Annotated in this window: 23 protein-coding genes, 1 pseudogene and 29 other annotated features; of the genes and pseudogenes, 9 read left to right on the forward strand and 15 right to left on the reverse strand. The window is 53.8% G+C overall.

Going from position 1 to position 25,295, the window contains the following annotated elements; translation table 11 throughout:
* Window positions 1-44 precede the first annotated feature (44 nt).
* Window positions 45-50 (forward strand) — a ribosome-binding site (putative RBS for STM4445; RegulonDB:STMS1H004322).
* The 6 genes from STM4445 (at window position 45) to STM4450 (ending at window position 5,548) form a co-directional block, all read left to right on the forward strand.
* Window positions 45-1,185, forward strand: a protein-coding gene (locus STM4445) for a putative dihydroorotase (protein ID NP_463306.1). Within the gene, window positions 52-1,185 belong to an annotated coding region; the region does not span the whole gene. (Overlaps the previous feature by 6 nt.)
* Window positions 1,163-1,168 (forward strand) — a ribosome-binding site (putative RBS for STM4446; RegulonDB:STMS1H004323). (Overlaps the previous gene by 6 nt.)
* Window positions 1,163-2,287 (forward strand): putative selenocysteine synthase gene (locus STM4446; protein NP_463307.1). Within the gene, window positions 1,169-2,287 belong to an annotated coding region; the region does not span the whole gene. The genes STM4445 and STM4446 overlap by 23 nt, the downstream gene beginning before the upstream one ends.
* Window positions 2,276-2,281: a ribosome-binding site (putative RBS for STM4447; RegulonDB:STMS1H004324), on the forward strand. (Overlaps the previous gene by 6 nt.)
* Window positions 2,284-3,024 (forward strand): putative periplasmic protein, encoded by a 741-nt coding sequence (locus STM4447; RefSeq protein ID NP_463308.2) that lies wholly within the window; start codon window positions 2,284-2,286, stop codon window positions 3,022-3,024. The genes STM4446 and STM4447 overlap by 4 nt, the downstream gene beginning before the upstream one ends.
* A gap of 8 nt (window positions 3,025-3,032) precedes the next feature.
* Window positions 3,033-3,038 (forward strand) — a ribosome-binding site (putative RBS for STM4448; RegulonDB:STMS1H004325).
* Window positions 3,033-4,954, forward strand: a protein-coding gene (locus STM4448) for a putative phosphotransferase system mannitol/fructose-specific IIA domain (Ntr-type) (RefSeq protein NP_463309.1). Within the gene, window positions 3,041-4,954 belong to an annotated coding region; the region does not span the whole gene. Its footprint overlaps the feature before it by 6 nt.
* 66 nt (window positions 4,955-5,020) lie before the next feature.
* Window positions 5,021-5,026, forward strand: a ribosome-binding site (putative RBS for STM4449; RegulonDB:STMS1H004326).
* Window positions 5,021-5,274, forward strand: a protein-coding gene (locus STM4449; RefSeq protein NP_463310.1) for a putative copG family helix-turn-helix protein. Within the gene, window positions 5,032-5,274 belong to an annotated coding region; the region does not span the whole gene. Its footprint overlaps the feature before it by 6 nt.
* Window positions 5,251-5,256, forward strand: a ribosome-binding site (putative RBS for STM4450; RegulonDB:STMS1H004327). It overlaps the preceding gene by 6 nt.
* Window positions 5,251-5,548 (forward strand): putative inner membrane protein gene (locus STM4450; RefSeq protein ID NP_463311.1). Within the gene, window positions 5,264-5,548 belong to an annotated coding region; the region does not span the whole gene. The genes STM4449 and STM4450 overlap by 24 nt, the downstream gene beginning before the upstream one ends.
* 3 nt (window positions 5,549-5,551) lie before the next feature.
* On the opposite strand, the gene nrdG is transcribed toward STM4450, so the two are convergent.
* The 5 genes and pseudogenes from nrdG to treR all read right to left on the reverse strand — a co-directional run bounded on the left by nrdG (window position 5,552) and on the right by treR (window position 12,963).
* The gene (nrdG, locus tag STM4451; RefSeq protein NP_463312.1) for an anaerobic ribonucleotide reductase activating protein occupies window positions 5,552-6,029 on the reverse strand. Within the gene, window positions 5,552-6,016 belong to an annotated coding region; the region does not span the whole gene.
* Window positions 6,024-6,029 (reverse strand) — a ribosome-binding site (putative RBS for nrdG; RegulonDB:STMS1H004328). Its footprint overlaps the gene before it by 6 nt.
* Before the next feature lie 107 nt (window positions 6,030-6,136).
* Window positions 6,137-8,286, reverse strand: a protein-coding gene (gene nrdD, locus STM4452) for an anaerobic ribonucleoside-triphosphate reductase (protein ID NP_463313.1). Within the gene, window positions 6,137-8,275 belong to an annotated coding region; the region does not span the whole gene.
* Window positions 8,281-8,286 (reverse strand) — a ribosome-binding site (putative RBS for nrdD; RegulonDB:STMS1H004329). It overlaps the preceding gene by 6 nt.
* A 397-nt stretch (window positions 8,287-8,683) precedes the next feature.
* The gene (gene treC, locus STM4453) for a trehalose- 6-P hydrolase (RefSeq protein ID NP_463314.1) occupies window positions 8,684-10,348 on the reverse strand. Within the gene, window positions 8,684-10,336 belong to an annotated coding region; the region does not span the whole gene.
* Window positions 10,343-10,348: a ribosome-binding site (putative RBS for treC; RegulonDB:STMS1H004330), on the reverse strand. It overlaps the preceding gene by 6 nt.
* Window positions 10,349-10,385: 37 nt before the next feature.
* Window positions 10,386-11,803, reverse strand: a pseudogene (gene treB / locus STM4454) (pseudogene; frameshift).
* 111 nt (window positions 11,804-11,914) lie between these two features.
* Window positions 11,915-11,923, reverse strand: a -10 signal (putative -10_signal for treB; RegulonDB:STMLTH004675).
* 10 nt (window positions 11,924-11,933) lie between these two features.
* Window positions 11,934-11,942: a -35 signal (putative -35_signal for treB; RegulonDB:STMLTH004675), on the reverse strand.
* The gene (gene treR / locus STM4455; protein ID NP_463315.1) for a transcriptional repressor of treABC occupies window positions 11,941-12,963 on the reverse strand. Within the gene, window positions 11,941-12,888 belong to an annotated coding region; the region does not span the whole gene. It overlaps the preceding feature by 2 nt.
* Window positions 12,896-12,901 (reverse strand) — a ribosome-binding site (putative RBS for treR; RegulonDB:STMS1H004332). (Overlaps the previous gene by 6 nt.)
* Window positions 12,939-12,947, reverse strand: a -10 signal (putative -10_signal for treR; RegulonDB:STMLTH004676).
* Window positions 12,955-12,963: a -35 signal (putative -35_signal for treR; RegulonDB:STMLTH004676), on the reverse strand.
* A 293-nt stretch (window positions 12,964-13,256) precedes the next feature.
* Window positions 13,257-13,262: a ribosome-binding site (putative RBS for mgtA; RegulonDB:STMS1H004333), on the forward strand.
* On the opposite strand from treR, the gene mgtA reads away from it, so the two are divergent.
* Window positions 13,257-15,980 (forward strand): P-type ATPase gene (mgtA, locus tag STM4456; RefSeq protein ID NP_463316.1). Within the gene, window positions 13,272-15,980 belong to an annotated coding region; the region does not span the whole gene. It overlaps the preceding feature by 6 nt.
* 115 nt (window positions 15,981-16,095) lie before the next feature.
* On the opposite strand, the gene STM4457 is transcribed toward mgtA, so the two are convergent.
* The gene (locus STM4457; protein NP_463317.1) for a putative transposase occupies window positions 16,096-16,548 on the reverse strand. Within the gene, window positions 16,096-16,542 belong to an annotated coding region; the region does not span the whole gene.
* Window positions 16,543-16,548 (reverse strand) — a ribosome-binding site (putative RBS for STM4457; RegulonDB:STMS1H004334). It overlaps the preceding gene by 6 nt.
* Window positions 16,549-16,616: 68 nt before the next feature.
* Window positions 16,617-17,014, reverse strand: a protein-coding gene (yjgF, locus tag STM4458) for a putative translation initiation inhibitor (RefSeq protein NP_463318.1). Within the gene, window positions 16,617-17,003 belong to an annotated coding region; the region does not span the whole gene.
* Window positions 17,009-17,014 (reverse strand) — a ribosome-binding site (putative RBS for yjgF; RegulonDB:STMS1H004335). Its footprint overlaps the gene before it by 6 nt.
* A gap of 65 nt (window positions 17,015-17,079) precedes the next feature.
* The gene (pyrI, locus tag STM4459; protein ID NP_463319.1) for an aspartate carbamoyltransferase, regulatory subunit occupies window positions 17,080-17,555 on the reverse strand. Within the gene, window positions 17,080-17,541 belong to an annotated coding region; the region does not span the whole gene.
* Window positions 17,550-17,555: a ribosome-binding site (putative RBS for pyrI; RegulonDB:STMS1H004336), on the reverse strand. It overlaps the preceding gene by 6 nt.
* Window positions 17,554-18,685 (reverse strand): aspartate carbamoyltransferase, catalytic subunit gene (pyrB, locus tag STM4460; RefSeq protein ID NP_463320.1). Within the gene, window positions 17,554-18,489 belong to an annotated coding region; the region does not span the whole gene. The genes pyrI and pyrB overlap by 2 nt, the downstream gene beginning before the upstream one ends.
* Window positions 18,496-18,501: a ribosome-binding site (putative RBS for pyrB; RegulonDB:STMS1H004337), on the reverse strand. Its footprint overlaps the gene before it by 6 nt.
* Window positions 18,525-18,634, reverse strand: a protein-coding gene (pyrL, locus tag STM4461) for a pyrBI operon leader peptide (protein ID NP_463321.1). Within the gene, window positions 18,525-18,626 belong to an annotated coding region; the region does not span the whole gene. The genes pyrB and pyrL overlap by 110 nt, the downstream gene beginning before the upstream one ends.
* Window positions 18,593-18,598, forward strand: a ribosome-binding site (putative RBS for yjgG; RegulonDB:STMS1H004339). It overlaps the preceding gene by 6 nt.
* Window positions 18,593-18,746 (forward strand): putative cytoplasmic protein gene (yjgG, locus tag STM4462; protein ID NP_453732.1). Within the gene, window positions 18,606-18,746 belong to an annotated coding region; the region does not span the whole gene. The genes pyrB and yjgG overlap by 93 nt on opposite strands. The genes pyrL and yjgG overlap by 42 nt on opposite strands.
* Window positions 18,629-18,634, reverse strand: a ribosome-binding site (putative RBS for pyrL; RegulonDB:STMS1H004338). (Overlaps the previous gene by 6 nt.)
* Window positions 18,659-18,667: a -10 signal (putative -10_signal for pyrB; RegulonDB:STMLTH004677), on the reverse strand.
* Window positions 18,677-18,685: a -35 signal (putative -35_signal for pyrB; RegulonDB:STMLTH004677), on the reverse strand.
* Here yjgG and STM4463 read toward each other — a convergent pair.
* From STM4463 to STM4467, 5 genes are all read right to left on the reverse strand, one after another.
* The gene (locus tag STM4463) for a putative arginine repressor (protein NP_463323.1) occupies window positions 18,716-19,210 on the reverse strand. Within the gene, window positions 18,716-19,204 belong to an annotated coding region; the region does not span the whole gene. The genes yjgG and STM4463 overlap by 31 nt on opposite strands.
* Window positions 19,205-19,210 (reverse strand) — a ribosome-binding site (putative RBS for STM4463; RegulonDB:STMS1H004340). It overlaps the preceding gene by 6 nt.
* Before the next feature lie 180 nt (window positions 19,211-19,390).
* The gene (locus STM4464) for a putative arginine repressor (RefSeq protein ID NP_463324.1) occupies window positions 19,391-20,802 on the reverse strand. Within the gene, window positions 19,391-20,794 belong to an annotated coding region; the region does not span the whole gene.
* Window positions 20,797-20,802, reverse strand: a ribosome-binding site (putative RBS for STM4464; RegulonDB:STMS1H004341). It overlaps the preceding gene by 6 nt.
* Window positions 20,803-20,849: 47 nt before the next feature.
* Window positions 20,850-21,860 (reverse strand): putative ornithine carbamoyltransferase gene (locus STM4465; RefSeq protein NP_463325.1). Within the gene, window positions 20,850-21,854 belong to an annotated coding region; the region does not span the whole gene.
* Window positions 21,855-21,860: a ribosome-binding site (putative RBS for STM4465; RegulonDB:STMS1H004342), on the reverse strand. It overlaps the preceding gene by 6 nt.
* 105 nt (window positions 21,861-21,965) lie before the next feature.
* Window positions 21,966-22,905, reverse strand: a protein-coding gene (locus STM4466; RefSeq protein NP_463326.1) for a putative carbamate kinase. Within the gene, window positions 21,966-22,898 belong to an annotated coding region; the region does not span the whole gene.
* Window positions 22,900-22,905, reverse strand: a ribosome-binding site (putative RBS for STM4466; RegulonDB:STMS1H004343). (Overlaps the previous gene by 6 nt.)
* A gap of 3 nt (window positions 22,906-22,908) precedes the next feature.
* Window positions 22,909-24,135 (reverse strand): putative arginine deiminase gene (locus STM4467; RefSeq protein NP_463327.1). Within the gene, window positions 22,909-24,129 belong to an annotated coding region; the region does not span the whole gene.
* Window positions 24,130-24,135 (reverse strand) — a ribosome-binding site (putative RBS for STM4467; RegulonDB:STMS1H004344). It overlaps the preceding gene by 6 nt.
* 658 nt (window positions 24,136-24,793) lie before the next feature.
* Window positions 24,794-24,799: a ribosome-binding site (putative RBS for yjgK; RegulonDB:STMS1H004345), on the forward strand.
* Between STM4467 and yjgK the strand changes: the two genes are divergently transcribed.
* Window positions 24,794-25,257, forward strand: a protein-coding gene (gene yjgK, locus STM4468; RefSeq protein NP_463328.1) for a putative cytoplasmic protein. Within the gene, window positions 24,805-25,257 belong to an annotated coding region; the region does not span the whole gene. (Overlaps the previous feature by 6 nt.)
* The last annotated feature ends 38 nt before the right edge of the window (window positions 25,258-25,295 follow it).

A 25,295-nucleotide genomic window follows, 5' to 3' on the forward strand; every position in this document is an offset into this window, starting at 1 on the left:
TTTGTAGGCCGGATAAGGCGGTTGCGCCGCCATCCGGCAAAGGAGAGAACGATGTTTGATTTACTCCTGCGCCATGCGCGTCTGGTCGATGACACGTTGACTAATATTGCCCTGCAAGATGGCAAAATCGCGGCGTTGGGTGACGTTGATGGTCCGGCGTTGAAAACCATTGACCTGCGCGGTGAGTGTTTTGTCAGCGCGGGTTGGATTGATTCTCACGTTCACTGCTACCCGACATCGCCGATTTACCACGACGAACCGGACAGCGTGGGTATTGCCACTGGCGTTACCACAGTGGTGGATGCAGGCAGCACTGGCGCAGATGATATTGACGATTTTTACACCCTGACCCGTGACGCGACCACCGACGTTTATGCGCTGCTGAATGTTTCACGCGTCGGACTTATTGCCCAAAACGAGCTGGCTAACATGGCCAATATTGACGCTGATGCGGTTCGGCAGGCGGTAAAACGCCATCCGGATTTTATCGTCGGCCTCAAGGCGCGGATGAGCAGCAGCGTGGTAGGCGTTAACGGCATCACGCCGCTGGAACGCGCTAAAGCCATGCAGCAAGAAAACGGCAACCTGCCGCTGATGGTACATATTGGCAATAACCCGCCGGATCTGGACGAAATCGCGGAGCGTCTGACGGCGGGCGATATCATTACCCACTGTTACAACGGTAAGCCGAACCGTATTCTTCGGCCTGACGGCGAGCTGCGCGCCTCGGTGACACGAGCGCTGGCGCGCGGCGTGCGTCTGGATGTCGGGCATGGTACCGCCAGCCTGAGCTTTGCGGTGGCTAAACGCGCTATTAGCCTGGGGATTTTACCGCATACCATCAGTTCCGATATCTACTGCCGTAACCGCATCAACGGCCCGGTACATTCGCTGGCTAATGTGATGTCGAAATTCCTCGCCATCGGCATGTCGCTGCCGCAGGTCATTGCGTGCGTGACGGCCAATGCCGCCGATAGCCTGAATCTGAAAACCAAAGGTCGTCTTCAGCCTGGTCTGGATGCCGACCTGACCCTCTTTACGCTTAAACGCCAGCCCACCGTGTTGGTAGACGCGGAAAACGACAGCTTACAGGCTGAAGAATTGCTGACGCCGCTTGCCGCGATACGCGCAGGCAAGGGCTATATGACCGAACAAGGGAGCGCGGAACATGCCTTCGATTTTTGAGAAGTATCAATTAAAACAGGTGATTAACGCCTCCGGACGTATGACGGCGCTCGGCGTCTCTACGCCGCGCCCGGAAGTGATAGACGCGGCGATGGCCGGAATGAATCAGTATTTCGAGATGAAAGATCTGGTGAATAAAACCGGTGAGTACATTGCGAAATTGCTGGAGGTGGAAGGGGCGACGGTAGTCTCCTGCGCCAGTGCGGGCCTTGCCCAGTCGGTTGCCGCGGTACTGGTTCAGGACAGCGACTGGCTGCTGGAAAATCTGCACGTTACACCGATTGAAAATAACGAAATCGTCCTGCCAAAGGGCCACAACGTCAACTTTGGCGCGCCGGTGGGAACGATGGTGGCGCTGGGCGGCGGCAAACTGGTGGAAGCCGGTTACGCCAACGAATGTTCCGCCGCGCAGTTGGCGGCGGCCATTACGCCGCGCACGGCGGCTATTCTCTATATCAAATCTCACCACTGCGTACAGAAAAGTATGCTCAGCGTGGAGCAGGCTGCGGTGGTGGCGCGCACGCATAATCTCCCGCTGATTGTGGACGCGGCGGCGGAGGAAGATTTGCAGTGCTACTACCGCGTGGGCGCAGATCTCGTTATCTATAGCGGCGCGAAAGCGATTGAAGGGCCGACCAGCGGGCTGGTGATTGGCAAAACGCAGTATGTTGAGTGGGTAAAACGTCAGTCAGCGGGCATTGGCCGGGCGATGAAGGTCGGCAAAGAAGGAATTGTTGGCCTGACCTGCGCCATTGAATTGTACCTGCGGGCGCAAAAAGAGAGCGGCGCGGAGATGGTAGAAAAAATGGCGCCCTTTATCGACACGTTGAACACGTTTAACGGCGTCAGCGCCCGCGTAGTGTGGGACAGCGCCGGACGCGATATCGCGCGCACGGAAATTAAGTTTGATGAAGCCGTTACCGGCATCGCCACAGGCGAACTGGTCGACGCGCTGAAGCAAGGGGAATACGCGATTTACTTTCGCGGATACAAAGCCAACGAAGGGATTATTGAAGCGGATGTCCGCAGTGTCGATCGCGCGCAGTTAGCGATTGTGGCGCGTCGTATTGGCGAGGTGATTAATCAGGAGAAACAAGCATGAAACTGACCCCTAACTTTTACCGCGATCGCGTTTGCCTGAACGTACTGGCCGGTTCGAAAGATAACGCCCGGGAAATCTACGCGGCGGCGGAAGGTCATGTGCTGGTTGGCGTGCTCTCCAAAAACTATCCGGATGTGGCAAGCGCAGTCGCGGATATGCGTGAATATGCGGCGCTTATCGATAATGCGCTCTCCGTCGGACTGGGGGCAGGCGATCCTAACCAGTCGGCGATGGTGAGCGAAATCTCGCGTCAGGTACAGCCGCAGCATGTCAACCAGGTGTTTACCGGCGTAGGAACCAGCCGGGCGCTGCTGGGGCAAAATGAGACGGTGGTGAACGGTCTTGTCTCGCCGACCGGCACGCCGGGGCTGGTGAAAATTTCCACCGGCCCGCTAAGCAGCCGCGCGCCGGACGGCATCGTACCCATAGAAACGGCGATTGCGCTACTCAAAGACATGGGCGGCAGCTCTGTTAAATACTTTCCGATGGGAGGACTCACCTGTCGCGACGAGTATAAAGCGGTAGCTGAGGCCTGCGCCCGCCATGATTTCTGGCTGGAACCGACGGGCGGTATCGATCTGGAAAACTTCGCCGAGATTCTGCACATCGCCCTTGATGCAGGTGTAAGCAAAATCATTCCTCACATTTATAGTTCGATTATTGATAAGGTGAGCGGCAACACCCGTGCGGACGATGTGCGTCAGTTACTCGCTATCGTCCGGTCGCGTGTCGGCTAATCATGAGGAGAGAGACGTGCGATTCCCCAACCAACGTTTAGCGCAGCTATTTGCGATGCTGCAAAACGAGACGCTGCCGCAGGACGAGCTGGCGCAGCGGTTGTCGGTCTCCACGCGTACCGTTCGGGCGGATATCGCCGCGCTGAACATGTTGCTGACGCCGCATGGCGCGCAATTTACTCTCAGCCGCGGCAACGGGTATCAGCTCAAAATTGATGATCCGGCACGTTATCAATCCCTGCAAACGCAGCAATCTCCCGCCCTGGCGCGCGGTCCGCGCACCAGCCAGGAGCGGATACACTATTTGCTGGCGCGTTTTTTAACCTCCGCCTTCTCGCTGAAGCTGGAGGATTTAGCAGATGAATGGTTTGTCAGCCGTGCGACGTTGCAGAACGACATGGCGGACGTGCGCGAGCATTTGCTGCGTTATCATCTGACGCTGGAAACGCGTCCGCGTCATGGCATGAAATTGTTTGGCGGAGAGATGGCGATTCGCGCCTGTCTGACCGACCTTTTATGGACGCTGGCGCAGCAGGAGCCCTCTCATCCGTTAATTGTTAGTACCACGCTGAACACCGAGGTGTCTCAACGGCTGCGGTCTCTTTTGCCGGATATTTTCTCTCATTGTCAAATCCGCCTGACCGATGAGGGCGAGCTGTTTCTGCGTTTATACTGCGCGGTGGCGGTACGGCGTATTCGCGAGGGGTATCCGTTATCGGAATGCGTGGCAGAGGAGGTCGATGAAAAGGTGCGCCATGCGGCGCATGAGATTGCGGAGCTACTACAACAGCTGGCTGACAAGCCGCTGTCGGAGCCGGAAGTAAGCTGGCTGAAGGTGCATATTGCCGCCCGCCAGGTACAGGAGATTGCCCCCAGCGCCATTAATGCCGATGATGAAGAGGCGCTGGTGCACTATATCCTCAATTTTATTAATACCCAGTACAACTATAACCTGTTGAATGATAAACAGCTTCACGCGGACTTGCTGACCCACATCAAAACGATGATCACCCGCGTGCGCTACCAGATCATGATCCCCAACCCACTACTGGAAAATATTAAGCAGCACTATCCGATGGCGTGGGATATGACGTTGGCGGCGATATCGAGTTGGGGAAAATACACGCCGTATACCATTAGCGAAAACGAAATCGGTTTTCTGGTGCTGCATATTGGCGTTGGGCTGGAACGTAGTTACAACATTGGCTACCAGCGGCAGCCGCAGGTACTGCTGGTGTGCGATGCTGGTAATGCGATGGTGCGGATGATTGAAGCGGTACTGGCGCGGAAATACCCGCAGATTGAGATTGCCCTCACTCTGACACTACGCGACTATGAGGCGCGGGACAGTATTGTGGAGGATTTTGTGATTTCCACGGCGCGGATCGGCGAAAAAGATAAGCCGGTCATCATGATCGCCCCCTTTCCTACCGACTATCAATTGGAGCAGATCGGTAAGCTGGTGCTGGTGGACAGAACCCGTCCGTGGATGCTGGATAAATATTTCGATGCCTCGCATTTTCGCATCGTGGAGGGGGAAATAGATCAACAGACGCTGTTTAAAACGCTGTGCGATCAGTTGCACGAGGAAGGCTTTGTTGATGCGGCGTTTCTCGATTCGGTTATTGAACGTGAAGCTATCGTCAGTACGTTATTAGGCGACGGGATTGCCTTGCCGCACGCGCTGGGGCTGCTGGCGAAGAAAACGGTGGTTTATACGGTGCTCGCGCCGCAGGGGATTGCCTGGGGTGACGAAACGGCGCACGTTATTTTTTTACTCGCCATCAGCAAAAGTGAGTATGAAGAGGCGATGGCCATCTACGATATTTTCGTCACTTTCCTGCGCGAACGCGCCATGACGCGCCTATGCGCATGTCAGAATTTTACGCAATTTAAAACGGTCGCGATGGAGTGCGTGAGTCGTTTTTGAGAGGCGTTATCCAGAATTCGATGTAATGCGAATGTAATGCTAAACTGCATTACACATTCGATTCTACTGGAGGCATAATGGCCACGCTGAACGTCCGTCTGGATGACAAACTCAAAAATGAGGCTTATGCCGTGCTGGAAAAACTGAACATTACTCCAACGGAAGCCGTGCGATTACTGTTCCAGTACGTCGCGGAAACGGGGCGCATGCCAGTGAAAACCGTCACTCTTAGCGACAGTGAAGATGCATTGATTCAGACAGTTCGGGAGAGGCTGTCTAGTCCGCAAAAGGGAATCAAGGTTAGTCTGGATGACTTATGAACTGGAATTCGACCCGAGGGCCTTAAAAGAGTGGCATAAGCTGGGCGATACGGTGAAGGCTCAGCTTAAGAAAAAGTTGGCTGATGTGCTATTGAACCCCAGAATCGACTCTGCCCGTTTAAACGGTCTTCCTGACTGCTATAAAATTAAGCTTAAATCGTCCGGTTATCGTCTGGTGTACCAGGTTCGGGATGACGTTGTGATTGTGTTTGTTGTTGCGGTCGGCAAGCGAGAACATTCAGCCGTCTATCACGATGCAAACAAACGGCTTTAGCGATCAACGCAAATGATGCACTACCTGGTTGCTGCTACCGCGCCAGATAAGCGCCGGGTCTTTCAGATCCTGCACAAATTTGCCATCGACCAGCACGTTGATGAGATCGACTACCTGCATCTGTGCGGCGTTGAGTTCATCGAGCTTGTAGCCGGTCCACACCCAGATATCTTTCCCCGGGCACTCCGCGTGGATGCGTTGTACCAGTGCCAGGATATCCGGTACGTTTTGCGGATGCAGCGGATCGCCGCCCGACAGCGAGATCCCCTGACGGTGAATGCGCGTGTCGTTCAGATCGGCAATGATCTTATCTTCCATCTCTTTGGTAAACGGCTGGCCGGAGTTCAGCCGCCAGGTGCTTTTGTTATAGCAGCCAGGGCATTCATGCACGCACCCTGACACAAACAGGGTGCAGCGGGTGCCGGGGCCGTTAACGATGTCTACGGGGTAGTATTGGTGGTAGCGCATAGCGGGTGTCCAGAAAGCATGTAGGCCGGATAAGGTGCTTGCACCGCATCCGGCAACATTGTGATGCCTGATGACGACGCGATTGCGTCTTATCAGGCCTACGGTCTTTGCAAACGGAAATTAACCTATCTGCCCATTGCCTAAATGCTTCACGCGGCGCTTCACTTCTTCCTGCTTACCGGCGTTAAACGGACGCGCGTCCGGGCTGCCTAAATAACCGCACACGCGGCGGGTGACCGAGACGCGCGCGGCGTCGTGGTTGCCGCATTTCGGGCAGGTGAAACCTTTACTGGTACATTCGAACTCCCCGGTAAAGCCGCACTCGTAGCATTCATCGATCGGCGTGTTGGTGCCGTAATACGGTACATGCTGATAGCTGTAATCCCAGACATCTTCCAGCGCTTTCAGGTTGTGCTGAATGTTCGGGTATTCGCCGTAGCAAATGAAACCCCCGTTCGCCAGCGGCGGATACGGCGCTTCGAAATCGATTTTGTCGTACGGGTTGACCTTCTTCTCCACGTCGAGGTGGAAGCTGTTGGTGTAGTAACCTTTATCGGTTACGCCCGGCACCACGCCGAACTCGGCGGTATCCAGACGGCAGAAGCGGTCACAGAGGTTTTCACTTGGCGTGCTGTACAGGCTAAAGCCGTAGCCGGTCTCGTCTTTCCACTGATCCACGGCCTGGCGCAGACGCTCCACAATCGCGATGCCTTTAGCGCGAAGTTGCTCGCTGTCGTACAGGTGTTCGCCGCCGAACAGCGCGTTAATGGTTTCATGGATACCAATGTAGCCCAGAGAGATGGACGCACGACCATTTTTAAAGATTTCAGACACGTCGTCGTCCGCTTTCAGCCGCACGCCGCAGGCGCCTTCCATATACAGGATAGGCGCGACGCGGGCTTTCACGCCTTCAAGGCGGGCGATACGGGTCATCAGCGCCTTCCGCGCCAGCGCCAGACGTTCATCCAGCAGTTTCCAGAATGCGGTTTCGTCGCCTTTTGCTTCCAGCGCGATGCGCGGCAGGTTAAGGCTAATCACGCCCAGGTTGTTACGCCCGTCGTGGATCTGCTCGCCGTTTTCGTTCTCCCACACGCCGAGGAAGCTGCGGCAGCCCATTGGCGTTTTGAACGAACCGGTGACTTTGACCACCTGATCGTAGTTGAGGATGTCCGGATACATGCGCTTGCTCGCGCACTCCAGCGCCAGTTGTTTAATGTCGTAGTTCGGATCGCCAAACTTGTGGTTCAAACCATCGCGGATAGCGAAGACCAGTTTCGGGAACACGGCGGTTTTGCGATTTTTACCCAGACCGGCGATACGGTTACGCAAAATAGACGCCTGGATCAGACGCGACTCCCAACTGGTGCCGAGGCCAAAACCAAAGGTAACGAAAGGCGTCTGGCCGTTAGCGGTGTGCAGCGTGTTAACTTCGTATTCCAGCGACTGGAAGGCGTCGTAGCACTCTTTTTCGGTGCGAGAACGCGCATACCCTTCGGCATCCGGGATCTGCCACTCATCGGCGGTTTTGCGGTGCTTGTTGTAGCTTTCGGTGACAAACGGCGCCAGCACTTCGTCGATACGGTTAATGGTGGTGCCGCCATAAATATGGCTGGCGACCTGCGCGATAATCTGCGCGGTAACGGCAGTGGCGGTAGAGATTGATTTCGGCGGTTCGATCTCGGCGTTACCCATCTTAAAGCCCTGGGTCAACATGCCTTTCAGGTCGATCAACATACAGTTGAACATCGGGAAGAACGGCGAATAGTCGAGATCGTGATAGTGGATATCGCCGCGCTCATGCGCTTGTACTACGTCACGCGGCAACAGGTGCTGGCGGGCATAGTGTTTGGCGACAATCCCGGCCAGCAAATCGCGCTGGGTGGGAATGACTTTACTGTCTTTGTTGGCGTTTTCATTGAGCAACGCGGAGTTAGTTTGCTCTACCAGGCCGCGAATTTCCTGGTTCAGACGACCACGCTTTTCACGCTGAATGTCGCGATCGTGACGGTATTCGATGTAGGCGCGGGCAAGCTGTTTGTACGGGCCGGACATCAGTTGGTTTTCAACCGCAGTTTGGATCTCGTTAATATCCACCTGACTGCGCGCGTTCATTTGGCTGCTAACGACTTCTGCGACGGTGGCACAGTAATCTGCGTCATCGACTCCCGCTGCTTTAGCTGCACGTAGAATGGCTTCCTTAATGCGCTCTGATTTGAATGGCACTTTACAGCCATCTCGTTTCATCACATGCGGTGTCATGATCACTCCATATTTGTAAGAACAGGTTATCCACAGAGGCCGGGGAAGCCATAACAGGTTTATTCATCTCTTTTCCAACGACTTCCCGCAATCCTGACCCAGGTTATCCACAATTCACCTTGTGTCGAGTGAACAGGTGTTGTAGCAATTGTAGTCAATTAATACAACATATTGGGTCGGTGTGCATTTTAAAGTCTATATGTAGTGATTTGCATCAAGGATGTTTGCAATTTTATTGATGTAGAACAAGGTAAAAATCAGAGCGTACAGATGGCGGGCGCTGTAGCGTTTGTAAAAGATAGCAAGAAAAATCTGATTAATTATTCAACAAAAACAGTCAGTAACCTGGAGCAACGCCACAGCCCGTGTCAATAGGTTTGTGGCGTTTATCCGTATAAGGATGTCGCGTTAGCGTTGTAACCACCAGATGGCTTCAAATGGGCGGAGCGTCATCGCGGCTGGCTGGCTGGCGACCTCGCCATAATTATGCAGTAGCGCCTGCCACTGTCCTTTGATATGCGGCGGATGCCACTCCTGGCACTGGTTACTCAGATTGGCGACAACCAGCAGGATTTGCCCCTGCCACTGGCGGCGATAACACCATACTGATGGGCTATCCGGGAGGAGATCCTGATAATCGCCCCAGATCAGTACAGGCTGGGTTTTACGTAGCGCAATCAGCTTTTGATAGGTGTAAAACACCGAGTTTTCATCGCGTAATGCCGCCTCGACGTTAACCTCCGTATAGTTATCGCACAGGCTTATCCACGGCTCGCCTTGGGTGAAACCGGCGTTTTTACCGTTGTCCCATTGCATCGGCGTGCGGCTGTTGTCGCGGGATTTACTGGCCAGAATAGCCAGCAGTTCGTCGGGGTCGCGCCCGGCGGCGCGTAGCGCGGCAAACATGTTATGGCTTTCCACGTCGCGATAATCGGTGATGCGGGTAAAGTGTGGGTTGGTCATGCCGATTTCTTCGCCCTGATAGATATAAGGCGTCCCTTGCATACCGTGCAGCGCCATCGCCAACATTTTCGCGGCTGGAACCCGGTATTCACCCTCGTCGCCAAAGCGGGAAACGATGCGCGGCTGATCGTGATTACACCAGAATAACGCGTTCCAGGCGACGTTATGCATCCCCTGTTGCCAGTGGCGGAACAACGCTTTCAGCGCCACATAATCAGGTTTTGCCAGCGTCCACTTTTCGCCATTGGGGTAATCCACCTTCAGATGATGAAAATTGAAGGTCATCGAGAGTTCGTCGCCGCTAAGCGCGGCATATTGCTGGCAGTTTTCCAGCGTGGTAGAGGACATTTCGCCTACCGTCATCAGATTACGCGGCGTAAAAACGTCACGGTTCATTTCGCGTAAAAACGTATGCGCGCGCGGCCCGTCGGTATAAAAGCGGCGTCCATCGCCCGTCGGATCGTCAGGAAAATTCTGATCTTTGGCGATCAGGTTCACCACGTCCAGACGCAGGCCATCCACGCCGCGATCGGCCCAGAATTCGCAGACCTTTTTCAGCTCGGCGCGTACGGCGGGGTTTTCCCAGTTCAGGTCGGCCTGTTCAGGCGCGAAAAGGTGTAAATAATATTGTTCGCTCTGGCTATGCCAGCGCCAGGCGCTGCCGCCAAATTTGGATTGCCAGTTATTCGGGCAGACATCCGGCGTGCCATCGCGCCAGATATAAAACTGACGGTATGGACTCTCTTTGTTCAGCGCTTCGCGAAACCAGGCGTGCTGGGTAGAAGTATGGTTAAACACCATATCCAGGATGATACGAATACCGCGTGCTTTCGCCTGCGCGACCAGCTCGTCAAAATCATCCAGCGTGCCGTAGGTCGGGTCGATAGCCGTATAATTTGCGACGTCATAACCGTTATCCACCTGCGGCGAGATATAAAACGGCGTGAGCCAGATGGCGTCCACGCCGAGTCGCTGTAGATAGTCAAGGCGCTGCGTGACGCCGCGTAAATCGCCGGTGCCGCTGCCGGTCGTGTCCTGAAAACTTTTTGGGTAGATCTGATAAATAACGCCGTTTTGCCACCAGAGGGGAATAGTCATTGTTGTTTCCTGCAAGTGCGTTGGGACGCAACTGCGCCCCGAAGAAGTATTAGACAATTTGTAATGTGCCCTGACGATGCTTACGCTGATAGATAAAGGTGGTCAGAATCACCGGGATCACGATCGCGATAACCATCGCCATGCCGTACACCTGCCAGTAGCGCGGCGGTATAGACAGGATGCCCGGCAGGCCGCCCACGCCGATACCGTTGGCGATGACGCCGTTCAGACCGCAGAGCAGTCCCGCCAGACCAGATCCGATCATCGCGCACAGCATCGGAAAACGATACTTCAGGTTGATACCGTACATCGCCGGTTCAGTTACCCCAAGGTAAGCGGAAATGGCGGCAGGAACGGAGATCTCGCGTTCATTGTGTTTACGGCTGGAGATGATGATGCCCACCACGGCGGAGGCCTGCGCGATATTCGACAGCGCAATCAGCGGCCAGACTGGCGTACCGCCCATGCTCTGGATCATCTGCATATCGATAGCGAGCGTTGTCTGGTGGACACCGGTAATGACCAGCGGGGCATACAGGAAGCCGAACAGCGCCGCGCCTATCGGGGCGAAACTGCCGGTCATCAGATAACGTACCGCAAAGGCCACGCCGTCGCCGATCATACGACCAAAGGGGCCGATAAAGGTGTGGGCGAGAAAGACGGCCAGTATTAACGAACACACCGGGACGACGACCAGGTAGAGATAATCCGGCACGATGCGTTTCAACCGCGTTTCAATAAATCCAAGCGCCAGCCCTGCCAGTAGCGCCGGGATAACCTGCGCCTGGTAGCCCACTTTCTCAATGCTAAATAAGCCGAAGTTCCAGACGTCCGGCGTTTGCTGGCCCAGCAGATACGCATTCATCAACTGCGGCGACACCAGCGTCACGCCGAGCACGATACCAAGAATCGGCGTGCCGCCCATTTTTTCACCGCCGACCAGCAGATTCCCACCGGCAGATAGAAAAAGATCGCTTCGCCGATCAACCATAAAAAATCATAAAGCGTTTTTAGCGCCGGATGCATCTGCGCCAGCGTTTGGCCGTTGCTCATCGGCACATCGCCGATCACGTTACGAAAGCCTAAGATCAAACCGCCGCTGATCAACGCCGGTAGTAGCGGAAAGAAGATCTCCGCAAAGTGGGAAATTAACTGCTCATGCCATTTCATGTTCTGGCGAGCGGCTTTTTTGGCCTGCTCTTTATCAGCATACGCTTTGCCGGTGGTCTCCAGCAGCGCGTTATAGTAATCGCCAACGTCGGTGCCAATCACCACCTGAAACTGACCAGCGTTGGTGAAACAACCTTTAACCATCGGTAATTGTTCGATCTCTTTTGGCCTGGCGTTCGCGGGCTGGTGGAGCACAAAGCGCAGGCGAGTAATGCAGTGGCTCACCGTGGCGATGTTGTCGCGCCCGCCGACCAGGTCAATCAGCCGGTCGATATCGGCTTGTTTTACTTTGCTCATCGTAAAGCCTCATGGCAGAGGAGATATGTTATGGGTTGGCGCAAGAGTAGCTCTTCAACGTTGGTTTAAAAATGGGAACGTTCCCGAAACGCAGCGACGATCACAAATTACTCGTGGTATTCCGTTTAATTAGTCACTCAGGCGAGGGTAGAAGGAATGACGATCCGGCGCGGATCGCAGCGGCCATTGATCTGTTCGATCAGCTGCGAAGCCGCCTGTCGTCCGGCTTCAGCATAGCCAGGATCGACAGTGACGATCTCCGGGTGCAGGAATTTTATCAGCGGCGTGTTCCCGACGCTTGCCAGTTGCAGCGTCTCAATACGTTGCTCCTGTAAATACTTACTGGCGCCCAACGCCAGCGTATCGGTGGCGCAGACTAACGCGGTGGTATCCGGCATGATGACGCTTGCCGTATGCTCATAGCCCTGCTTCATGGCAAGACCGGGCAGGGCGGCGACGGGGTGAAGTTTATGTTTTTTGCAAAACGCCAGGTATGCGTCATGCCGACGTTTGCCGGTGGTAATATCGCTATGGGGAACGCCCAGAAAGCTAATGTTGCGGTGTCCCTGCTCATACAGCCGCTGCATAAGGATATGAATCGCGCCCTCGTCGTCGTAACAGACGGAGGCAAAACCTTGCGCATCTCTTGCCAGCAGCACCAGCGAGGCTTTCCAGGGGGCGATCAACTCTTCTGTGATGCCGGTAAAGCCAAACAGCACCACGCCATCAATGTTACGTCGTCTGAGCATGCCCAGATGTTCCATTACCAGCGTCGGCGAGAACTGACTTTCCATCATAATAGGGTCGTAGCCCTGTTCGTAAAACGCAGGCAGCATGGTCTGAACCGCGAGGTTTTCAGACAACGAATCAAGGCGAGTGACGATAATAGCGACCACTTTATCGCTTTGTCCCCGCATCGCGCGGGCGGAGCGGGACGGGGAGAAACCGTGTTGATTCATCACCGCTTCGACACGCTCGCGGGTACGTTCGCTTACGCCGCTTTCATTGTTAAGCACGCGGGAAACGGTTGATTTCCCTACGCCGCTCAGGCGGGCGATGTCTTTGATAGTGAGCCGGTTTTGCATCCTGTTTTCCCGTGGCGTGACGCTGATGGTGATAAAAAGAGTAACTTTACTCAAGCGAAGGGCAATGGGCAAAGTCTGGTTTATCGTTGGTTTAATTACGTAACGGTATGATACCGCCATAATTGCCACAAAACTTATGGATTTATGCGTATAATCCGCGGCGCAAATTATTTACTTACCGGAGGCGACATGGACCCTGAACCCACCCCTCTCCCGCGATGGAGAATTTTCCTTTTCCGGTAAGCCTGCCTCTGCTGTCTTACCGGTGTGTAAGACAGTGACACAATAACGTCCCTGTTTTTATTTAAACATTGCTCATCGGGCAAGGCTTTGCCGTGCCTGAAGAATTTTCTGCGCCTGACTTCGGCGCGGAGGGATTACCTATGCTAAAAATCATTACCCGCCAGCTTTTTGCCCGGCTTAATCGTCATTTGCCTTATCGTCTGGTTCACCGCGATCCGCTGCCCGGCGCGCAGACCGCGGTAAATGCGACTATCCCGCCTTCGCTGAGCGAGCGCTGTCTGAAAGTCGCGGCAATGGAGCAGGAGACTCTCTGGCGCGTTTTTGATACGCACCCGGAGGGATTAAACGCTGCCGAGGTGACGCGCGCGCGTGAAAAGCATGGCGAAAACCGCCTTCCGGCACAGAAACCCTCGCCGTGGTGGGTGCATCTGTGGGTATGTTATCGCAATCCTTTCAACATCTTACTCACGATTCTTGGCGGCATTTCTTATGCCACGGAGGATCTGTTTGCCGCAGGCGTTATCGCCCTGATGGTCGGTATCTCAACGCTGCTGAATTTTGTGCAGGAAGCGCGCTCGACAAAAGCGGCGGACGCGCTAAAAGCGATGGTGAGCAATACCGCTACCGTACTGCGGGTTATTAATGAAAATGGCGAAAATGCCTGGCTGGAATTACCCATCGATCAACTGGTGCCCGGCGATATTATTAAGCTGGCGGCGGGGGATATGATCCCGGCGGATTTACGGATTATCCAGGCGCGCGATCTGTTTGTCGCCCAGGCGTCGCTGACCGGCGAATCTCTGCCAGTCGAGAAAGTCGCCGCGACGCGTGAGCCCCGGCAAAATAACCCGCTTGAGTGCGACACGCTGTGCTTTATGGGGACGAACGTCGTGAGCGGAACGGCGCAGGCCGTGGTGATGGCGACCGGCGCCGGCACCTGGTTTGGTCAATTGGCGGGGCGCGTGTCGGAACAAGATAACGAGCAGAACGCTTTCCAGAAAGGAATTAGCCGCGTCAGTATGTTGCTGATCCGCTTTATGCTGGTCATGGCGCCGGTAGTACTGATTATTAATGGTTACACGAAAGGTGACTGGTGGGAAGCGGCGCTATTTGCGCTCTCGGTCGCGGTAGGGCTCACCCCGGAAATGTTGCCGATGATCGTCACCTCCACCCTCGCGCGCGGGGCGGTGAAGCTCTCGAAACAGAAAGTTATCGTGAAGCACCTTGATGCGATTCAGAACTTCGGCGCGATGGATATTCTGTGCACTGATAAAACCGGCACTCTGACGCAGGATAAAATTGTGCTGGAGAATCACACGGATATTTCTGGTAAGCCCAGCGAGCATGTACTGCATTGCGCCTGGCTGAACAGCCATTATCAGACCGGTCTAAAAAATTTACTGGATACGGCGGTCCTGGAGGGAGTAGACGAAACCGCCGCGCGTCAGCTCTCCGGACGCTGGCAGAAAATCGATGAGATCCCGTTTGATTTTGAGCGTCGCCGGATGTCGGTAGTGGTCGCCGAAGATTCGAACGTGCATCAACTGGTCTGCAAAGGCGCGTTACAGGAGATCCTGAACGTGTGTACTCAGGTGCGCCACAACGGCGATATTGTGCCGCTGGACGACAATATGCTGCGCCGGGTGAAACGCGTTACCGACACGCTGAACCGTCAGGGGCTACGCGTGGTCGCCGTCGCGACCAAATACCTGCCTGCGCGTGAGGGCGATTACCAACGTATCGATGAGTCTGACCTCATTCTGGAAGGGTATATCGCTTTTCTCGATCCGCCGAAAGAGACCACCGCGCCGGCGCTGAAAGCGCTGAAGGCGAGCGGAATTACGGTGAAAATTCTCACCGGCGACAGCGAGCTGGTAGCGGCGAAAGTTTGCCATGAGGTTGGGCTGGATGCGGGCGATGTCATTATTGGCAGTGATATTGAAGGGTTAAGCGACGACGCGCTGGCGGCGCTGGCCGCCCGTACGACGTTGTTTGCGCGTCTGACGCCGATGCATAAAGAGCGCATCGTCACTTTACTCAAACGCGAGGGGCATGTGGTCGGTTTTATGGGCGACGGGATTAACGATGCTCCGGCGTTGCGGGCGGCGGATATTGGTATCTCGGTAGATGGCGCGGTGGACATCGCCCGTGAAGCGGCCGATATTATCCTGCTGGAAAAGAGCCTGATGGTGCTGGAAGAAGGCGTCATTGAAGGTCGTCGTACTTTTTCTAATATGTTGAAATATATCAAGATGACGGCCAGCTCAAATTTCGGTAACGTGTTTAGCGTACTGGTGGCGAGCGCCTTTTTGCCGTTCCTGCCAATGCTGCCGCTGCACTTGCTGATTCAAAACCTACTGTACGATGTATCCCAGGTGGCGATTCCGTTTGATAATGTCGATGAAGAACAAATTCAAAAGCCGCAGCGCTGGAATCCGGCGGATTTGGGGCGCTTTATGGTCTTTTTCGGTCCGATCAGCTCGATTTTCGACATTTTGACCTTTTGTCTGATGTGGTGGGTATTTCATGCGAATACGCCAGAAACGCAAACTTTGTTCCAGTCCGGCTGGTTTGTGGTGGGATTACTGTCGCAAACGCTGATTGTGCATATGATCCGTACCCGCCGTCTGCCGTTTATTCAAAGTCGCGCCGCTTGGCCGCTGATGGCGATGACATTGTTGGTGATGGTGGTGGGAGTCTCGTTGCCGTTTTCGCCGCTGGCGTCTTACCTGCAGTTGCAGGCGCTGCCGTTAAGCTATTTCCCGTGGCTGATTGCCATTCTGGTGGGATATATGACGTTAACCCAGTTGGTGAAAGGGTTTTACAGCAGACGTTATGGCTGGCAGTAAACACTTTCGTCGGGGATTCGCCAGCGTGCTTAATCCCCGATATCGCTAACCAGGCCAGATGCCCGTAAAGCTCGACAAGTTTAACGCGATCGGCTTTATCTTTAAATTTCAGGGCTTATTCAAGCAACTGTAGAATGCTATATGCAGGCATAAAAAAGAGGAATGTCCAGCTAAGTTTGTAAAATACATTCTCTGCCCCCGAGCCAGAACGAGAGGAGGAGATGTCCCACCGCCGGATATGTTTTGCGGATATGCGACGAAAGCGGCGAATATAGCTAATGCAATAAACTAAGTAAGGAGGAATCGCTAAGGCGGCAGTGGGTTTAGGAAACATAAGGGTAAGCAATATGGCTGCGACAATGAAGCATAAAAAGACTATCTTCGCGGTAGATTCTATCTGTTTTAATTCCTGGCGTATGCTTTCAGCATGTTTCTCCTGCCAGCGACGGAGCGTGCTGTTGCTAAATCCATATTCTTCGCACAACGCCTTATTCGGTACGCCGTTTTTCGACTGTTGCAGAAAATCGGCGATTTGTTCCTCGGTAAAACGCGATCTTACCATTGCCGCCTCTCCATGGCTGTTGGTGCCCCGAACCGGGCAAACTTGCGCCGCCCGGCGGGGATGACGTCCGGCGCTTAGCGACGAACAGCGATCGCTTCAATCTCAATTTTCACGTCTTTCGGCAGACGGGCAACTTCCACGCAGGAACGCGCCGGGAAGGTGGCGTTGTGCTCGGTGAAGAAGGCTTCGTAGGTGGCGTTGACGGTCGCGAAATCGTTCAGGTCTTTCACGAATACGGTCGTTTTCACAATGTCGCCTACTTTCAGGCCAGCGGCTTCCACGATAGCTTTAACGTTTTCCAGCGACTGACGTGCCTGAGCGGATACGTCTTCCGCTACGGCACCGGTTTTCGGATCGACCGGGATCTGACCGGAAGTGATTACCATGCTACCCAGGTCAACGCCCTGTACGTATGGGCCGATTGCTGCTGGTGCATTTTCCGTCGCAATAGTTTTGCTCATGATTTCTCCTGAATTACAGCGGTAATAGAATGTCCCCGCTCATTATAGGGAGCCGGGATCTCATAACCAACCCAAATTAGTTGGCCAGCACCACATAATGCGAAAACTCTTTTTCACAGTATTTGCATTTGAGGGCGATATCATTGGCGCGTTTTTTCACTGCAAAGCTGGAGGATACTGGTTCCGCGTGGCTGATGCAGTTGCTGTTCGGGCAAACCAGCACATTATTAATACGCTCTGGCAGGCTGGGGCGTGATTTCCCGACTACGTCGTAGTTGTCGATGCGGTTAACGGTGGCCTGCGGCGCGTACAGAGCAAGTTGGTTAACCTGCTCTTCGGTGAGAAAGGTGTTTTCTATTTTGATTAAGTCTTTACGCCCCATCTCGCCAGACGGGAGATTCAGACCGATAGTGATTCGCTGATCGGTCTCGGTCAATTTAAACAGACTCAGCAGTTTAAAGCCTACCTGCGCAGGGATATGGTCAATCACGGTGCCGCATTTAATGGCTTCAACCTGCAGTTTGTTATCGTGTGTCATCGTTTTTCTCCCTTACAGACTCAGTTCGCTATTCAGTACTAACGCCAGTAACGCCTGGCGAGCGAAAATACCGTTGCCCGCCTGTTGGAAGTACCAGGCGTGTGGCGTTTTATCCACATCCGTGGTGATTTCATCAATCCGCGGCAGCGGGTGCAGCACTTTCATATTTTCACGCGCGCCGTTCAGGTCGCTGGCGCGCAGAACAAACTGCGCCTTCACATTGGCGTACTCCGACGGGTCGAGACGCTCTTTCTGTACGCGAGTCATATAGAGGATGTCGACGTCGGCCATGACCTCTTCAATAGAACCATGCAGGCTCCAGGCCATCCCTTTTTCATCCAGCATATCCAGAATGTACTGCGGCATCGCCAGCGCGTCCGGCGCGATAAAATAAAAACGGTTGCCGCTAAATTTCGCCAGCGCCTGGGTTAGCGAATGCACGGTGCGGCCATATTTCAGATCGCCGACCATCGCGATATGCAAGTTATCCAGACGGCCCTGCGTTTCCTGGATGGTGAACAGATCCAACAGGGTCTGTGTCGGATGCTGGTTCGAACCGTCGCCCGCATTGAGCACCGGCACCTGACCGGAAAACTCCGTCGCCAGACGTGCCGCGCCTTCTTGCGGATGGCGCATCACAATCGCGTCCACGTAAGTGCTAATCACTGAGATCGTGTCGGCTAACGTTTCTCCTTTTTTCCCCAGCGACGTGTTGGCGCTGTCGGAGAAGCCCACTACGCTGGCGCCCAGGCGATGCATTGAAGTTTCAAACGACAGGCGGGTACGCGTGGAGGCTTCGAAAAAGCAGCTGGCGATCACTTTATGTTTCAAAAGCTCCGGCTGCGGGTTGGCTTTTAATTTCGCCGCCGTCGCCAGTACCAGATTAAGATCGTCGCGGCTGAGGTCGTTTATGGAAATGATATGTTTTTGATATAGCGGGTTAGCCATGTTTATCTCCTGACGCCTGGGCAAAAAAAAACCCCTCAATTGAGGGGCTTGGTATTGGTTTTCAACGGAAAGAAAAACGGCAGGCCTGCGTCTTTTTTCAGACGCGGTAAGACAGAATGTCGTACACACTGAACCATGCTTCCTCCCGGCAAATTGTCCGCGATTATACTCAGCTCTGTTTTGGGATCAAGCGATTAATGCATGATTTACTCATCGCAAACGGTTCTTATGAATTTAAATTCATTTTAAGCAAATAATTAATTTGTTTGTGTACCAGCGCCGTGCGCTGAACGACCCGTGGTGCGACCCAGACAATACTGCTACCGGCAACGACGCCGAGAATTTCCGGCAATGCGTGGTAATCCAGAATTCTCGCGACGGCGCGACCATAACCTGCCGCCGTATGGATAAGGATAAATTCGCTATTATGTTCAACGCTAACGACCATTTCGGCTATTGAACGTCCGGCATCCGGCGAAGGTCGCCGCTGGGGATTTACGGAATAAATCTTTTGTCCCTTCGTATTTCTGATTTTTATTGCGCCCAGCAGCTTGAGCAGGCGCGAAACCGTAGACTGGCTGATACCTTCAAATCCCTCATTTTGTAAATCGCGGCGAATCTCCTCCTGGGACAGGTAACTTTTTTCACTAATCAGGCGCTGACAAACCGCCAGTTGCTGTTGTTCTTTGGCGGAGTAATCATCGTATTCCTTCATAAATGCACCTTATCTTTATTATTGATATCAACGGACTGGCGAAATTCATCACATTTGTCACATCGATTGCGGATCAATCGGGCGGTTTTGCAGGAAAATGAGAAGCCGATCAAAAAAGGTGACGGCGTGCCTGATGGCGCTGTGCTTATCAGTCCTGTCAGATAAGACGCGTCGCCATCTGGCTCGTTACATCATCGCTCCGATGCTCAGTACCGCCATATTCAGCAATGTCAGGATCAGCAACAGCGGGGCGACCCATTTCAGATAGCGGACATAGGGAACCCGCGCGATCGCCAGACCGCCCATGACCACGGCGGAGGTGGGCGTAACCAGGTTCACAATCCCGGAGGCCGACTGGTAGGCGGTTACGACCAAATCCCGCTGTACGTGGGCAAAATCCGCTAACGGCGCCATAATGGGCATTGTCAATACGGCAAGACCGGAAGAGGAGGGCACCAGGAAGGAGAGCAATACTTCCAGCCAGTAGGTTACGTTTATGAAAATAGTGGTAGAGAGGCCGGAAACCAGACTTTCCGCGCTGTGCAAAATGGTGTGGGTAATCATACCGTTATCCATGACCACCACAATGCCGCGCGCGATACCAATAATTAGCGCCACGCCGAGTAAATCCCGCGCGCCGTCAATAAAGGTACTGGTGAACGCTTCCTCACCCATCCGCGTTATCACGCCAACGATAATCGCCGCCGCCAGAAAGACGCCGGAGATTTCCGCCATCCACCAGCCGAGAACCGCCACGCCGTAAATCATCACCGCGAAAGAGGCGGCGAAGATCATCAGCACCCATTTCCGGGTAGCCGTAAACTCCAGCAGAGTATTGGCTCGATTGCCGAGGAAATGGGCGCGGTTTTCCTCCATTTTATCTGCCACGATAGAAAGCTCAGGATGGGCGCGGACTTTGCGCGCATAGCGCATTACCCAAAACACGCACAGTACGTAGCCGACAATTAACAGCAGTACTCGCATCAGCATTCCCTGAGTAAAAGGGATGCCGGCGGCGTTGGCGGCAATGACCGTGGCGAAAGGGTTAATGGTCGAACCGAGCGTGCCTATCCCCGCGCCGAGCAGTACGGTTGCCGCGGCCACTAACGGATCGAAGCGGGCCGCCATCATAACCGGCACCAGCAGCGTGTAGAAGGGCAACGACTCCTCCGCCATGCCATAGATAGTGCCGCCTGCGGCGAACAGCGCCATCAGAATGGGGATCATCCACTCATCTTTGCCGTTGAGTTTGATAGTTACCCGTTCAATACCGGCATCAATCGCCCCCGTTTTATTCACCACCCCCAGAAAGCCGCCGATAATCAAGACAAACAGCGCGACGTCAATGGCGCCGGCGGTGTAGGTTTCGTGGTTATAGAGGCCGTCAATCGGCGCCAGTAAAACAGCGGTAATCCCTTGCGGATGCGCGTCCACGGGGGCATACGTTCCCGCCACCGGCACCTCTTTTCCCAGCGTGGCGTTCATCGCCATTTGGTATTTTCCCGCCGGCACAATCCAGGTCATCACTGCGACCAGGGCAATAAGAATAAACAGGATGGTATAAGCGGTGGGAAATTTAAATTTACCCATGATGTTCTCTCCTGATATCACGGATATGCGCCGCGAGGGCGCATATCCTGTGGGATTAGTCGCCGAGCGTCGCCACCATGACTGCTTTGATGGTGTGCATCCGGTTTTCCGCTTCATCGAAGACTATCGAGCCTGCGGACTCGAACACCTCTTCCGTGACCTCCAGTCCTTTCAGGCCGTAAGCCATTTCGATTTCGCGTCCCACTTTGGTGTGCTCGTTATGGAAGGCGGGCAGGCAGTGCATAAACTTCACATCAGGATTACCGGTAGCGTTTACCACCTGCTGGTTGACCTGATATGGCGTCATCAGACTGACGCGCTCCGCCCAGGCTTCTTTGGGTTCTCCCATCGAGACCCAGACGTCGGTATAGAGGAAATCCACACCGTGAACGCCGTCTTCAACGCTCTCCGTTAAGGTGATACGAGCGCCGGTAACGCTGGCGATTTCTCGGCACTGCGCGACCAGCGCGGCATCAGGCCAGAAGGACTTTGGCGCTATCAGACGGATATCCATGCCCATCTTCGCCGCGCCCACCATCAGCGAATTGCCCATGTTGTTGCGCGCGTCGCCCAGGTAGGCGAAGCTCAGTTCCGGCAGCGTTTTGCCCGGCGCATGTTCCAGCATGGTCATCAGATCGGCCAGGATCTGTGTGGGGTGAAATTCATCGGTCAGGCCGTTCCAGACGGGAACGCCCGCGTATTCCCCCAGCTCTTCCACAATGTGTTGACCAAATCCGCGATATTCGATGCCGTCATACATCCGCCCCAGGACGCGAGCAGTATCTTTCATGGACTCTTTATGGCCGATCTGCGAGCCGCTTGGGCCGAGATAAGTCACCTGCGCGCCCTGGTCGAACGCGGCGACTTCAAACGCGCATCGGGTGCGAGTAGAGGTTTTTTCAAAAATCAGCGCGATGTTTTTGCCGATCAGTGTTTGCTTTTCGCATCCGGCTTTTTTTGCGGCTTTCAGCTCAATAGCCAGATCGATGAGGTGTTGGATTTCCGCCGGGGTGTAGTCAAGCAGCTTCAAAAAGTTACGATTTTTCAGTGAAATAACCATTACAATATCCTTGTTAAAATGAATTGCCTGATGGCGCTGCGCTTATCCGGCCCACGGTTATGCGCGCTCTGTAGGCCGAATAAGGCGGAAGCCGCCATCCGGTAAAAAGCCTTATGCGTCAACGTCGGCGGTTTCACACCGAATCAAAGTACCTTTCTCGCCCGCGAGAATGGCTTGCCCATCCGCCAGCGAGCCGATTCCGGCAATGCCGCGGCAATGGCTGACAAACTCAGCGCAGGCGGTCACTTTCGGGCCCATCGAACCGGCGTCGAACTGCATTTCACGAAGCAGCTCCGGCGTAACCTGCGCCAGCGGGCGTTGGGTGGGCTTGCCCCAGTCGAGATACACCGCGTCGGCATCGGTCAGAATGAGCAGCGCGTCGGCGTGAATTTGGCTGGCAAGCAGGGCGGCGGACAGATCTTTGTCGATCACCGCCTCGATACCGTGGTAGCCATCGGCTTTTTCCACGACCGGCACGCCGCCGCCGCCGTTACAGATAACCAGGTGATCGCGGCTAATCAGCGCGCGGATGGCATCGTTTTCCACAATGCGTTTCGGCTGCGGGGAGGGCACAACGCGGCGGAAGGCGTTACCGTCGGCTTTGAATACCCAGCCCTTTTCTGCCTGTAACGCACGGGCCTGCGCTTCGTCGTAAATCGGTCCGATATATTTGGTTGGATTGAGGAATGCCGGGTCGTTGGCATCGACTTCGACCTGGGTGAGCAGGACGCTGATTTCACGCTCCGGCAGATGATTCTTCAGCGCCTGTTGCAGCATGTAGCCAATCATGCCCTGGCTTTCCGCACCGAGAATATCGAGCGGGTAGGGTGTAACGTTAGCGTAGGCGCTATTTTGTAGCGCCAGCAGTCCTACCTGTGGGCCGTTGCCGTGCACTAACACCACGCGCCATTGCCGCGTAAGCTGGGCGATGGTTCTGGCCGCCAGTTCGATATTTTTACGCTGAATATCAGCCTCCAGCGGTTCGCCGCGTTTGAGCAGCGCATTGCCGCCCAGCGCGACGACCAGTGTGCGTTTGTTTTCCATAACGTCTCCTTTAAATACCATCGCGTTCCAGTGGACAGCTCATGCAGCGTGCGCCCCCGCGCCCGCGACCCAGTTCATCGCCGGGAATGGGAAGGACGGTAATGCCGGCTTTGTCGTATTTTTCGTTGGTCCAGATGTTGCGCTCATAGCCCACCACCACGCCTGGACGCAGGGTGAGCACGTTATTGGCGTCATTCCACTGTTCGCGCTCAGCTTCAAATGCGTCGCCGCCAGTGGTGATTAAGCGCACCTGATCGATGCCAAGCGCTGTTTCAAGAGCATGAACCAGCGTGCTCTCCTGGGTTCGTTTCAGACCGCCGCGTCCGTCTGGCGTCAGCGTCCAGCACTGAACGTCCGGGCGAACGACTTCCGGATAGACGGAGAAGGTGTCGATATCAATGTGGGTCATGACGGTGTCAAGGTGCATACAGGAGCGATGTTTTGGCAGTTCAACGGCAATGACGCGTTCCGCCTGACGATGTTTAAACAATGCCTGCGCCAGGAACTCGACGCCCTGCGGCGTAGTACGTTCAGACATACCGATCAACACCGCGCCGCGGCCAATCACCAGCACATCGCCGCCCTCTAAAGTGGCGTGGTCGTAATTAATGTCCTCGTCGCCGAAATATTTAATGAAATCACCGCCTGCGAATTGAGGATGCCAGCGATAAATGGCACGTAAATTATTCGTTTCACGTTGGCGTGCAGGTTTCGCCATGGGGTTAATTGAGACGCCGTTATATATCCAGCAGGACGTGTCACGGGTAAATAGGTGATTCGGTAATGGCTTCATAATAAAGTCATTAATATCGTGAGTATCGACCACCATATTTTTTATGGAGGCGGGAATTTCGCCGTAAGTTAAACCGCCGCTTAAATGGCGAGCCAGTTCACGGTGCGGCATATCCGCCAGCCAGGCGCGAATATCTGCGGCAAAGGTGGGCCCAAGGCGATAATCGGAAATTTGCGTATCCAGTAGCCAGGCTTTAGCGTCAGCCACATCCAGCGTTTGGGTGAGCAGGTCGGTTAACAGCAACACTTCTATCCCTTGCTGGCGCAGCGTGTTGGCAAAAATGTCATGCTCTTCGCCAGCGCGCTCTACGGATAATACATCGTCAAAAAGTAATTCCTGACAATTTGAAGGGGTAAGTCTTTTTAGGCTGAGATTGGGCCGATGCAACATTACGCTGCGTAATTGACCGATTTCAGAACCGACAAAATGCTTTTCCATCATTATACCTTTTACATAATTACAAGAATAAAGAAGGAGTGGCTGCAAATATTTAGCGTGCTTGCAGTCGCGGCGTTTCAGTTAAATTCGGGAGCAATGATTGAATTTTATTTGGGTTGTTAATGTGATGAGATTCACATCAATCAAGGAGTGCTATTTTTCTTACTTAATATATGAACCGGGTCAGAGAAATTCAAAAAACAATAAGGCATTAAATGAATTACTACGCAGCTATATGGTTTGTTATTTTTCTATTGTTAATTATTTGTTTGCTGTATTGAATGATATTTAAATCTTAACTCATTGAAAATAAAGTGATTATTTTTAATGGTTGCATAACTATGCGTGAGGGGGATTTTATTATCGGGGATATTTAAATAATTTAAAAATAACTATGGATAGAGAAGTCATTTATGCAGGGAGAGCGAATTGTGATCGCTAAAACGTTTTTATGTTAACGCCTTTAATATCAAAGCATTGTTAGTGATGGCAATTTGGCGCCGCTGGGGTTTATGCATAGGCACTGCATAAAGTTGGGCGAACTATTAACAATATAGAAACACCGCTGGCGATAAACATGCGCTGGCGCAAAATCGATGAGAGTAAGGGTAGTATGGCAGCCATTTTTCTCGTATAAAGAGAAAAATAAAACGCTGTTTTAACTAAGGGGATGCGATGATTATTGGCAATATTGAACATCTGGAGGTCTGGCTGCCGACGGCGTTACGGCAGGCGATTGAGCACGTCAATGCGCATGTCACGACAACGACCGCGCCAGGTAAGTATGACATTGACGGCGACAGGCTGTTTTATATGATTTCTGAAAATATGACGGAGCCGGGCGAATCGCGCAGCGCAGAGTATCACGCTCGTTATCTTGATATTCAGATTGTGCTACAAGGTCAGGAAGGGATGGCATTCAGTACCCGGCCTGCGGGAACGCCGCACACGGACTGGCTGGCGGATAAAGACATTGCATTTTTACCGACGAGCGTCGACGAGAAAACCGTCGTCCTGAACGAAGGCGACTTTGTGGTGTTTTATCCCGGCGAAGTGCATAAGCCCCTGTGCGCGGTGGGAGAACCGGCGCGGGTACGTAAAGCGGTTGTGAAAATGCTGATGGCGTAATATTTTGTGCCGGATGGCGGCGCCTGCACGTTGCGATC

It is taken from the genome of Salmonella enterica subsp. enterica serovar Typhimurium str. LT2 (assembly GCF_000006945.2).
In the GTDB taxonomy this organism is placed as follows: Bacteria; Pseudomonadota; Gammaproteobacteria; order Enterobacterales; family Enterobacteriaceae; genus Salmonella; species Salmonella enterica.